At 73.1% G+C, this 11,374-nt stretch carries 9 protein-coding genes; 7 read left to right on the top strand and 2 right to left on the bottom strand.

The features are described from left to right. Window positions 1-266 precede the first annotated feature (266 nt). The 3 genes from C6N75_RS23250 (at window position 267) to C6N75_RS23240 (ending at window position 4,819) form a co-directional block, all read left to right on the top strand. Window positions 267-1,673, top strand: a complete 1,407-nt coding sequence (locus tag C6N75_RS23250) for a class II fumarate hydratase (protein WP_105870848.1) — start codon at window positions 267-269, stop codon at window positions 1,671-1,673. A 108-nt stretch (window positions 1,674-1,781) separates the two neighbouring features. Then, the gene (gene fomD / locus C6N75_RS23245) at window positions 1,782-2,510 is read left to right on the top strand and encodes a cytidylyl-2-hydroxypropylphosphonate hydrolase (RefSeq protein ID WP_105870847.1); all 729 of its coding nucleotides are present in this window, start codon (window positions 1,782-1,784) and stop codon (window positions 2,508-2,510) included. Between the two features lie 233 nt (window positions 2,511-2,743). After that, window positions 2,744-4,819: a SpoIIE family protein phosphatase gene (locus C6N75_RS23240; protein WP_105870846.1), complete on the top strand. Its 2,076-nt coding sequence runs from the start codon at window positions 2,744-2,746 to the stop codon at window positions 4,817-4,819. A 40-nt stretch (window positions 4,820-4,859) separates the two neighbouring features. On the opposite strand, the gene C6N75_RS23235 is transcribed toward C6N75_RS23240, so the two are convergent. After that, a complete protein-coding gene (locus tag C6N75_RS23235; RefSeq protein ID WP_105870845.1) occupies window positions 4,860-7,124 on the bottom strand; it encodes a transglycosylase domain-containing protein in 2,265 nt (754 codons plus the stop codon). Between the two features lie 367 nt (window positions 7,125-7,491). On the opposite strand from C6N75_RS23235, the gene C6N75_RS23230 reads away from it, so the two are divergent. Both C6N75_RS23230 and C6N75_RS23225 read left to right on the top strand, forming a co-directional pair. Next, window positions 7,492-8,454 carry an SPFH domain-containing protein gene (locus tag C6N75_RS23230; protein ID WP_105870844.1) on the top strand — a complete coding sequence of 321 codons (963 nt, stop codon included), beginning with the start codon at window positions 7,492-7,494 and terminating at the stop codon, window positions 8,452-8,454. Beyond that, window positions 8,451-8,726: a hypothetical protein gene (locus C6N75_RS23225; protein ID WP_105870843.1), complete on the top strand. Its 276-nt coding sequence runs from the start codon at window positions 8,451-8,453 to the stop codon at window positions 8,724-8,726. The genes C6N75_RS23230 and C6N75_RS23225 overlap by 4 nt, the downstream gene beginning before the upstream one ends. A 53-nt stretch (window positions 8,727-8,779) precedes the next feature. On the opposite strand, the gene C6N75_RS23220 is transcribed toward C6N75_RS23225, so the two are convergent. Then, window positions 8,780-9,721 (bottom strand): hydrogen peroxide-inducible genes activator, encoded by a 942-nt coding sequence (locus C6N75_RS23220; RefSeq protein ID WP_258177564.1) that lies wholly within the window; start codon window positions 9,719-9,721, stop codon window positions 8,780-8,782. 424 nt (window positions 9,722-10,145) lie between these two features. Here C6N75_RS23220 and C6N75_RS23215 point away from each other — a divergent pair, with 424 nt between their 5' ends. Both C6N75_RS23215 and C6N75_RS23210 read left to right on the top strand, forming a co-directional pair. Continuing rightward, window positions 10,146-10,700: a peroxiredoxin gene (locus C6N75_RS23215; protein WP_105870841.1), complete on the top strand. Its 555-nt coding sequence runs from the start codon at window positions 10,146-10,148 to the stop codon at window positions 10,698-10,700. Between the two features lie 3 nt (window positions 10,701-10,703). Beyond that, window positions 10,704-11,237 carry an alkyl hydroperoxide reductase gene (locus C6N75_RS23210; RefSeq protein WP_105870840.1) on the top strand — a complete coding sequence of 178 codons (534 nt, stop codon included), beginning with the start codon at window positions 10,704-10,706 and terminating at the stop codon, window positions 11,235-11,237. The last annotated feature ends 137 nt before the right edge of the window (window positions 11,238-11,374 follow it).

Here is an 11,374-nt window from a genome sequence, read left to right as displayed (position 1 = left end):
GTGGCGGGGCCGGCGGCGGTGAGGGTGGTGCCGGCGACGGTCGCGAGGGCGGCCGCTGCCGCGAGCGCCCATCGGATGCTGCGCCTGCTGCGCGTCATCGAGCCTCCTGGAAGTGGGGTTACCCCCGGTATTTACTGGTGGGTAGGCCCCCTTGGGAACAGAGCGATCCAGCCAACTGCTCACCGGACAGGAGAGCGGCGGTGAGCGGTGGCACGGGGGGTAGGCGGCCACCCGCCGCGAAACGTGGGATCGAGGAGGAGCGAGGCATGAGCGAGCAGTCCGGCGAGTTCCGCACGGAGCACGACTCCATGGGCGAGGTGCGGGTCCCCGCGCACGCGAAGTGGCGGGCGCAGACCCAGCGGGCGGTGGAGAACTTCCCGCTCTCCGGGCAGCGCCTGGAGCGCGCCCACATCGAGGCGCTCGCCCGGATCAAGGCCGCCGCCGCCAAGGTCAACGCCGAGCTGGGCGTGCTGGACGAGAAGGTGGCGGAGGCGATCCGGGCGGCCGCCGCGGAGGTCGCCGAGGGGCGCTGGGACGAGCACTTCCCGGTGGACGTCTTCCAGACCGGCTCGGGCACCTCGTCCAACATGAACACCAACGAGGTGCTGGCCACCCTCGCCGGCGAGCGGCTGGGCCGCGGTCCGGACGCGGTCCACCCCAACGACCACGTCAACGCCTCCCAGTCGTCCAACGACGTCTTCCCCTCCTCCATCCACATCGCCGCCACCGCCGCCGTCACCCGGGACCTGATCCCGGCCCTCGAGCACCTGGCGGAGAGCCTGGAGCGCAAGTCGGCGGAGTTCGCGGACGTGGTGAAGTCGGGCCGCACCCATCTCATGGACGCCACCCCGGTGACGCTGGGCCAGGAGTTCGGCGGCTACGCGGCGCAGGTGCGCCACGGGGTGGAGCGGCTGCGCGCCTCGCTGCCCCGGCTGGCGGAGCTGCCGCTGGGCGGTACGGCGGTGGGCACCGGCATCAACACCCCGCCCGGCTTCTCGGCGGCGGTGATCGCCGAGGTGGCGCGGGCCACCGGACTGCCGCTGACCGAGGCCCGCGACCACTTCGAGGCGCAGGGCGCGCGGGACGGGCTGGTGGAGACCTCGGGCCAGCTGCGTACGATCGCGGTCTCGCTGACCAAGGTCTGCAACGACCTGCGCTGGATGGCGTCGGGACCGCGCACCGGACTGGCCGAGATCCACCTGCCCGACCTCCAGCCGGGCTCCTCGATCATGCCGGGCAAGGTCAACCCGGTGATCCCGGAGGCGGTGCTGATGGTGTGCGCCCAGGTGACGGGCAACGACGCCACGGTGGCCGCGGCCGGCGCGGCGGGCAACTTCGAGCTGAACGTGATGCTGCCGGTGATGGCGAAGAACCTGCTGGAGTCGGTGCGGCTGCTGGCCAACGCCGCCAGGCTGCTGGCCGACCGCACGGTGGACGGGATCACCGCGGACCGGGAGCGCGCCCGGGAGTACGCCGAGTCCTCGCCGTCGGTGGTCACCCCGCTCAACAAGTACATCGGCTACGAGGAGGCCGCGAAGGTGGCCAAGAAGTCCCTCGCGGAGCGCAAGACGATCCGCGAGGTGGTGCTGGAGAACGGCTATGTGGAGCGCGGCGACCTGACGGCCGGGCAACTGGACGAGGCGCTGGACGTGCTGCGGATGACGCATCCGTGACGGCGGGATGACCGGCGGATCACGGGTGGCGGGCGGCCCTGCGGGGGTGCCCCGCCGCCCGTGACCCGGTTCGAGGCGGACGCGGGCGGCCGCCCCTAAGATCTGCTCATGACAGCCGAAGCCGAGACCACGACGGGGAGCGGTACCACGACGACGAGCGGGCGTCGGCCCGGGACGGGGGGCGTGACCGCGCGCCGGTGGGCACCGGGGACGCAGGTGCTGTGGCGCTACCGGGACAACGCCGGCGGCCGCGTCCACATCTGCCGGCCGGTGACGGTCGTGCAGGACACCGACGAGCTGCTGGCGGTGTGGATGGCGCCGGGCACCGAGTGCGTCAAGCCGGTGCTCCTGGACGGCTCCCCGGTGCACGCCGAACCGCTGGCCACCCGGTACACCGCCCCGCGCACCACCGCCCGCGCCCGCTGGACCGGCGCCGGGGTGCTGAAGCTGGCCCGGCCCGGCGAGCCGTGGTCGGTGTGGCTGTTCTGGGAGCCGGGCTGGCTGTTCCGGAGCTGGTACGTCAACCTGGAGGAGCCGCGCACCCGGTGGGCGTGCGGGGTGGACTCCGAGGACCACTTCCTCGACATCTCGGTCTACCCGGACCGGAGCTGGCTGTGGCGGGACGAGGACGAGTTCGAGCAGGCGCAGCGCAGCGGGCTGATGGGCCCGGAGCAGGCCCGGCGGGTACGGGAGGCCGGGCGGGCGGCGGCGGAGGTGATCCGCTCCTGGGGGTCGCCGTTCGCGGACGGCTGGGAGCACTGGCGGCCCGATCCGGGCTGGGCGGTGCCCGCGCTGCCCGCGGACTGGGATCGCGCCCCGGCGCGCACGGCGCCATGAGACCCTTGATGCGCCCCCCGGGTGCAAACGTAGGATCGGCTTCCGCGAAGTCAGGGAGCGGTAACGACTGAGCAGAGTGCAGGAACTGACCGTAAGTCATTCAGGAGGGGGTCGATCGTGTCTCATCCGTGCCCGGATCCGTCCTCCTCTGTCGACGCCGCGTTCGGAGCGGGTATAGCGCCTGACAGAGCGATGGCACCGCACCACCGGCCCGGACGGACGGAAACGCACGCGTGACGGAGCAGCCCACCTCCCATGAAGGCCGCCAGCCCGGCGCCGCCCGGCCGCAGGAACGCGCCCGGCCGCGGCCGGGCTCGCCGCCGGCGTCCCGGGCCGTCCAGGTGCCCGCGCAGCCCGCGGCCCCGGGCGACCCGGCCGCCGCGTCGGGGCCCGGCGCGGCCGCCGCGCTGGCCCGGGCGGCCGCCGCGAGCACGGCCCGCCCGGACGGCGTCACCCCCTCCGACTCCCCTGCGCCGCCCGGCGGCGACCCGGGTGCGGCCGGCAAGGCCACGCGCTCCGGCCGGGCGGCCAAGGGCCGCGGCCTGGTGGACGAGACGCTGCCGCCGGCCTTCGCCGGGGAGAGCGGCGCGGACCCGGCGGGCGCGGTGCGGCGGGAGGCCGACCGGCTGCGGTTCGTCGGCGCGGCCACCCGGCGGATCGCCCGCGGCATCGACCTGGACGAGATCGTGCTGGGGCTGTGCCGGGCCACCGTGCCGACCTTCTCCGACGCGATCCTGGTCTACCTGCGCGACCCGCTGCCGGTCGGCGACGACCGCCCGGTGGAGCCCTTCATCCTGCGGCTGCGGCGCACGGACCGGCTGCGTTTAACCGAAGACGACGGCGAGCTGTCGCTGACCACCACCGACCCGGACGACGACCTCGACCTCGGGCCGGCCAACGAGCTGTGCCAGGTGCCGCCCGGCGGGGCGCTCGCCGAGGTGCTGCGCGGGGTGCGCCCGGTCTTCGGCGACTCCGCGGCCGCCCGGGCCGCCTTCCCCGAGCTGCTCGGCGACAACCGCTGCGTGCCCAGCGGTCACCGCGCCATCCTCGCGCCGCTGCGGGGGCGGCGCCGGGTGATCGGCGCGGCCGTGTTCCTGCGCCGCCCGGACCGGGCGCCGTTCGAGCCGGGCGACCTGCTGGTGGCCGCGCAGTTGGCCACGCACACCGCGCTGGGCATCGACAAGGCGGTGCTGTACGGGCGGGAGGCGTACATCGCCGACGAGCTCCAGCGCACGATGCTGCCGGAGAACCTGCCGCAGCCCACCGGCGTACGGCTGGCCTCGCGCTATCTGCCCGCGGCCGAGACCGCGCGGGTGGGCGGCGACTGGTACGACGCCATCCCGCTGCCCGGCAGCCGGGTGGCGCTGGTGGTGGGCGACGTGATGGGGCACTCCATGACGTCGGCGGCCATCATGGGCCAGTTGCGCACCACCGCGCAGACCCTGGCCGGGCTCGACCTGCCGCCGCAGGAGGTGCTGCACCACCTGGACGAGCAGGCCCAGCGGCTCGGCGAGAACCGCATGGCGACCTGCCTGTACGCGGTGTACGACCCGGTAGCGCACCGGATCACCATCGCCAACGCGGGCCATCCGCCGCCGGTGCTGCTGCACCTGGGCGGGCGGGCCGAGGTGCTGCGGGTGCCGCCGGGCGCGCCGATCGGCGTGGGCGGGGTGGACTTCGAGGCGGTGGAGCTGGACGCGCCGGCCGGGGCGACCCTGCTGCTGTACACCGACGGCCTGGTGGAGTCCCGGATGCGGGACGTCTGGGCAGGGATCGAGCAGTTGCGGGAACGGCTGGCCGCCACCGCGCAGTTGACCGGGCCGGACCATCCGCCGCCGCTGGAGGCGCTCTGCGACGACGTGCTCGACATGCTCGGGCCCGGCGACCGGGACGACGACATCGCGCTGCTGGCGGCCCGGTTCGACGGGATCGCGCCGAGCGACGTGGCGTACTGGTTCCTGGAGCCGGAGGACGCCGCCCCGGGGCGGGCCCGCCGCCTGGCCCGCCGGGCGCTGGCCCGCTGGGGCCTGGAGGAGCTGTCGGACCAGGTGGAGCTGCTGGTCAGCGAGGTGGTGACCAACGCCGTGCGGTACGCCGAACGGCCGGTGACGCTGCGGCTGCTCCGTACCGACGTGCTGCGCTGCGAGGTCGGCGACGACTCGCCGCAACTGCCCCGGCAGCGGCGGGCGCGGGACACCGACGAGGGCGGCCGCGGGCTGTTCCTGGTCAACCGGCTGGCCCGGCGCTGGGGCGCCACCCGGCTGTCCACCGGCAAGGTGGTCTGGTTCGAGCTGCCCGCCCGGGTCTGAGCCCGGGCGGGGTCTCGTCCGCTTGCCTGCCCGCGCCGGCTCAGGGCCTGAGCGGGCCCAGCGGGTCGGCGCCGCCGTCGCCGCCGGTGGCGCCGTCGTCGGCGCCGCCGGAACCGCCCGACTGGTCGCCGTCGCCGGGCTCGCCGTCGTCACTGGGCTCGTCGCTGGGGCTCTGGCTCTCGGTCGGCTCGTCGCTCGGGCTCTCCGAGGTGCTCGGCTCGTCGCTGGGGCTCTGGCTCTCGGTCGGCTCGTCGCTGGGGCTCTGGCTCTCGGTCGGCTCGTCGCTCGGGCTCTCGCTTTCCGTGGGCTCCTCGCTGGGGCTCTCGGAGACCGCGGGGCCGCCGGGGTCGACGGTGTCGGCGACGTCCAGGTCGAAGCGGGCGTCCGAGCCGCCGCCCAGGGCCGCCTTGGTGTAGTCGGCCCAGATCCGGGCGGGGAAGCCGCCGCCGTTGGCCCGGCCGGCCTGCGCGGTGCCGGTCAGCGACACCTGGCCGGAGCCGTCCGGCCGCTCGCCGAACAGCGCGACGACGGTGGTCAGCTCGGGCGTGTAGCCGGCGAACCAGGCTGACTTGTTGTTCTCCGAGGTGCCGGTCTTGCCGGCCGCGTCGAACGCCGGGGTGTTCGCCTCGAAGCCGGAGCCGTTGTCGACCACGCCGGTCAGGCCCTCGGTGACGGTGTCGGCGGTCTGCCGGCTGATCACCTGGTCGCCGACCGGGGAGTTCGTCCGCTCGAAGGCGCGGCCCTGGCGCTCGGCCGACTTCACGATCGAGGGGGTGACCTTCTTGCCGTGGTTGTCGAGCGTGGCGTACACCCCGGCCATGTCCCAGGTGGAGGCGTTCATGGTGCCCAGCGAGGCGGCCGGCGACTCGGTGAAGTCCTTGCCGTCGGGGACGCCGAGGTCCAGCCCGGTGCGCTTGGCGGTCTTGGGGCCGACGTCCACGATCATCTGGGCGAACACCGAGTTGATGGACCGGGCCAGGCCGGTGCGCACGGTGGGGTTGTCGTAGCTGATGCCCAGGTCGTTCTGCGGGTTGAACGGCACGTCGCTGCCGACCACCGGGCGGCGGCTGGTGCCGTCGTAGACGGTGTCCAGGCCGATCAGCCGGCCGTCCTGGGTGCGGGCCTCGTTCTCCAGCGCGGAGGCGAAGACGACCGGTTTGAAGGTGGAGGCGGGCTGGTAGTCGCGGCGGGTGGCGTTGGACAGCCAGTGCTCGGTCGCGCCGACCCCGCCGTACAGCGCGACCACGCCGCCGGTCTTGGGGTCGACGGAGGTGGCGCCGGCCTGCACGGTGGCGTCGACCTTGCTGCCCTTGCGGTCGAGGTTGTCCTCGAGCCGCCGCTTGACCGCCTTCTCCAGGCTCTTCTGGCGCTTCTCGTCGATGTTGAGCGTGATGTTCCAGCCGCCGGCCTTCAGCTCGGCCTCGGTGATGCCGCCCTGCTCGACCAGCTCCTTGTTGGCGGCCTCCACGATGTAGCCGCGCTGGCCCTCCATGCCGGGCGCGGCCTTGGGCTCCTTGGGCACCGGGAACGTCATCCCGGCCCGCTCGGAGGCGCCGAGCCAGCCCTCCTCGACCATGTTGTTCAGCACGTAGTTCCAGCGCTGCTGGACCTTGGTGCGGCCGGTGGGGCCGGCCGCCGACCAGTCGTACTGGCTGGGCGCCTGGAGCACCGAGGCCAGATAGGCGCCCTGCTCCACGGTCAGCTTCTCGGCGTCCACCCGGTAGTACGCCTGGGCGGCGGCCTGGATGCCGTAGGCGTTGCGGCCGTAGTAGCTGGTGTTGAGGTACCCGGCGAGGATGTCGTCCTTGCTGATCTGCTGGTCGACCTTGAGGGAGATCACCAGCTCCTTGAGCTTGCGGGTGACCGTCTGGTCCTGGTTGAGGTAGTAGTTCTTGACGTACTGCTGGGTGATGGTCGAGCCGCCCTGCTTGCCCTGGCCGGTGACGGTGTTGACCAGGCCTCGGGCGGTGCCCTTCACGTCGACGCCGGAGTCCTCGTAGAAGGTCTTGTTCTCCGCGGCGACGAAGGTCTTCTCCACGTCGTCGGGGATCTTCTCCAGGCCGACTATCTCGCGGTTGACCTTGCCGGTGCGGGCGAGGATCTTGCCGTTGGAGAACTTGTAGACGTTGCTCTGAAGCGTCGCCTCGGCGTTGGCGCTGGGCACCGGGACCAGCAGGTAGATGACGAAGAAGGCGCCCATCGCGAGCAGGCAGAGCCCGAAGAAGGCGCCCAGCAGCCGCCGCCAGGTGAAGAAGCGGCGCCGGCGTATCGCCGCGCCCCCGGTCTCCGCACTCGCTCGACCCATCGCTCAGTAGCTCCGCTCTGCTCGCTGCTCGGTTCCTGCTCGGCGCTGTTCGCCGCCGGGACCGGCCCAGGACGTCTCTCCCGCGGCCGGCGGCCCCCCGCCGCCCCTCGCCGCCCCGCTCCCGCCGTCGCCGCGCGCGTTCCGCAGCGGACCAGCTAGGCAAACTAACACCAGCGAGGACGTCAAAGGACGACGCATCCGCCCTTTTCCGGACGTGAGAATCAGCACCGCTCCCGGGGGAACCGACGCCTGACAACCGCCGGGGGTTGCGCACCCGGGCCTGCCGTGCGCTAAAGTGATATCACTTAGCTAGGAAGTTGCTAGGAAGCTGCCAGTGGCCTGCCGGTCACGGAAACGGGGGACGCTCATGTCCGCACCAGACGTACACACCACGCCGACCAGCAAGGACGCCGTGCCGGGGGACGCGCCGGAGATGCCGGAGCCCCGCGTGCGGGAGTTCGCCGCCCGCTCGATCGGCGGCGGGCTCGCCCTGCTCCTCGGACTGCTCGGACTCACCGCCGGCGTGCTGCTGGTGGTCGCCGGCGCCTCGGCCGACCTCGGCGACGGGGCCAAGGCCGGGCTGATCGTGACCGGGATCGTGGTCGGGTTCGCCGCCTTCCTCGCCATGTGCGGGCTGAACATGGTGGCCCCCGGCGAGGCCCGGGTGGTCCAGCTCTTCGGCCGCTACCGCGGCACCATCCGCACCGACGGGCTGCGCTGGGTGAACCCGTTCACCTCCCGGGCGAAGATCTCCACCCGGGTGCGCAACCACGAGACCGCGGTGCTCAAGGTCAACGACGCCTACGGCAACCCGATCGAGCTGGCCGCGGTCGTGGTCTGGAGGGTCGAGGACACCGCGCAGGCGCTCTTCGAGGTGGACGACTTCCTGGAGTTCGTCTCCACCCAGACCGAGGCCGCCGTGCGGCACATCGCCATCGAGTACCCCTACGACGCGCACGACGAGGGCGGCCTGTCGCTGCGGGGCAACGCCGAGGAGATCACCGAGAAGCTCGCCGTCGAGCTGCACGCCCGGGTCGAGGCGGCCGGCGTGCACATCATCGAGTCCCGCTTCACCCACCTCGCCTACGCCCCGGAGATCGCCTCCGCGATGCTCCAGCGCCAGCAGGCCGGCGCGGTGGTCGCCGCCCGGCGGCAGATCGTGGACGGCGCGGTCGGCATGGTCGAGGCGGCCCTGGACCGGCTCACCGAGCGGGACATCGTCGAGCTGGACTCCGAGCGCAAGGCCGCCATGGTGTCCAACCTGATGGTGGTGCTCTGCGGCGACCGTGCCGCCCAGCCGGTGCTGAACACGGGCTCGCTGTACCAGTGACCCCCGACCGGCAGCAGCGCAAGCAGGTACTCCTCCGCCTCGACCCGAAGGTGTACGACGCGCTGGCCCGGTGGGCGGCGGACGACCTCCGCAGCGCCAACGCGCAGATCGAGTTCCTGCTGCGCCGGGCGCTGGCGGAGGCGGGCCGGGCCCCGGCAGCGCCCGCCCCGATCGCCCGGCGCGGCCGCCCGCCCAAGGCCCGGCCGGACGAACCGCCCGGCGAGCAGCCGCCCGGCGGGGAGCCTCGCGCCGGGGAGCCGCCCACCGGATAGCCGGCTCGGCGGGGAGCCCAGACGAGACCGCCGGCCGGCCGGCTCCGAGGGGTTCAGCCGTCCGCGTCGAGCACCCGGACCGGCAGCGGCCGCACCGCCTCGCGCAGGGCGGCCGCCAGCTCCTCGAACTCGCCCTGCCGGGCCGCGCCGGCCCGCATGGCCAGCGCGATCCGGCGGGAGGGGGCGGGAGCGGCGAACGAGCCGGTGCGCAGCCGGTCACCGCGACCCGTCTCGATGGCGACCGCGGTGCCCGGCAGCAGCGTCACCCCGAGGCCGCCGGCGACCAACTGCACCAGGGTGGCCAGTCCGGCCGCGGTGGTGGTGACCGGGGCGTCGGTGCGGCCGGCCTCCCGGCAGACGTCCAGGGCCTGGTCGCGCAGGCAGTGCCCCTCGTCCAGCAGCAGCAGCTTCAGCTCGGCCAGCGCCTCGCGCCGGATGCCGGTGCGGCCGCCCAGCTCGTGCCCCTCGGGCACGACCAGCACGAAGTCCTCCTCGAAGAGGGGGAGTTCGGTGACACCGGGCACCCCGAGGGGCACCGCGAGCAGCAGCAGGTCCAGCCGTCCGGCGGCCAGACCGTCCAGCAGGGAGGAGGTCTGCTCCTCGTGGACCTGGAGGTCCAGGCGCGGATAGCGCTCGTGGACCAGGCGCAGCACGGTGGGCAGCAGATAGGGGGCGACGGTGGGGATCACGCCGAGCCGGAGCACCCCGGTGAACGGCGCCTGTGCGGCCTCGGCCTCCTCCAGCAGCTCGGCCACCGCGTCCAGCACCGCCCGGGTGCGGACCGCGAGCCGCTCGCCGGCCGGGGACAGCAGCACCCGGCGGGTGGTTCGCTCCAGCAACTGCACGCCCAGGGCGTCCTCCAGGGCGGAGACCGCCCCGGACAGCGCGGGCTGGCTCATCCCGATCGCCGCCGCCGCGTCCCGGAAGTGCAGATGCTCGGCGACCGCCGCGAACGCCCGCAACTGGGCCAGACTGGGCTGCTTGCTCTTGTGCACCTGGTGCCGCCGCCTCACTGGTGCCACCGGCGCCGCCCTGGGCCGCCGATGACCGCCTCCGATCGATCCGGGCGAGTTTACCCGCACCATCCGATCATTCGCTGCGGCAATCAACGACACCGGGCACCGCGTGCCCGTACGGGCCGCGAACAGTCGTCCGCACCGCACTCGGGCCGGTGACGCCGACCGGCCGCCGCGCTTGCGCCGCCACTCCCCCGGCCCGCCGCCGCCACCGCCGTACGCGCGCGCGACCAGCGGACGAGCCGTACCGCGTACCCTGCCACCCCCACCGAAACTCATAAGGAGGTCCGATCAACACCAGCCCGTCCGGCTATTTCACTGATCAATGCACCGCGTGCCATGCTGGGGCTCCGTCCAACCCCGGAGGTCCGCTTCCCGGGCTTCCCATCTGCAAGGAGAGCGTGTGCTCACTGTCGGTGACCAGTTCCCCACGTACGACCTGACCGCCTGCGTGTCGCTGGAGAGCGGCAAGGAGTTCGAGCAGATCGACCACAAGTCCTACGAGGGCAAGTGGCGCGTGGTGTTCTTCTGGCCGAAGGACTTCACCTTCGTCTGCCCGACCGAGATCGCCGCGTTCGGCAAGCTGAACGACGAGTTCGCCGACCGCGACGCCCAGATCCTCGGCGCGTCCGGCGACTCGGAGTTCGTCCACCACGCCTGGCGCAAGGACCACGCGGACCTGCGCGACCTGCCCTTCCCGATGCTCGCCGACTCCAAGCACGAGCTGATGCGGGACTGCGGCGTCGAGGGCGAGGACGGCTTCGCCCAGCGTGCCGTCTTCATCGTGGACCCGAACAACGAGATCCAGTTCACCATGGTGACCGCCGGCTCCGTCGGCCGTAACCCCAAGGAGGTCCTGCGGGTGCTCGACGCCCTCCAGACCGACGAGCTGTGCCCGTGCAACTGGAAGTCCGGCGAGGACACCCTCGACCCGGTCAAGCTGCTGGCGGGTGAGTGACCCATGGCGCTGGACGACCTGAAGTCCGCCATACCGGACTACGCCAAGGACCTGAAGCTCAACCTGGGCTCGGTCATCGGCAACAGCGACCTGCCGCAGCAGCAGCTCTGGGGCACCGTGCTGGCCTGCGCGATCGCCTCGCGCTCGCCGAAGGTGCTGCGTGAGCTGGAGCCGGAGGCCAAGGCGAACCTCTCGCCCGAGGCGTACACGGCCGCCAAGTCGGCCGCGGCGATCATGGCGATGAACAACGTCTTCTACCGCACCCGGCACCTGCTGTCGGACCCGGAGTACGGCAACCTGCGCGCCGGTCTGCGGATGAACGTCATCGGCAACCCGGGCGTCGACAAGGTCGACTTCGAGCTGTGGTCGCTCGCCGTCTCCGCGATCAACGGCTGCGGCATGTGCCTGGACTCCCACGAGCAGGTGCTGCGCAAGGCCGGCGTGGAGCGGGAGACCGTCCAGGAGGCCGTCAAGATCGCGGCCGTGCTCCAGGCGGTCGGCGCGACGCTGGACGCCGAGGCCGCACTGGCCGAGTGACCCGGCCCGGTTCCCGGCCGTAAGGAACCAGGGCAGGCAGTCGTACGAGAAGGGGCCCGCCGGCTTGATGCCGGCGGGCCCCTTCTCACGCGCCGGGACGTGCGGGTGTCCCGGGTGCGCCCCGGTTCAGTTCCGGG

This window comes from Streptomyces solincola, from assembly GCF_002982015.1.
In the GTDB taxonomy this organism is placed as follows: Bacteria; Actinomycetota; Actinomycetes; order Streptomycetales; family Streptomycetaceae; genus Streptomyces; species Streptomyces solincola.
This window is presented reverse-complemented; position numbering and strand designations above follow the sequence as displayed.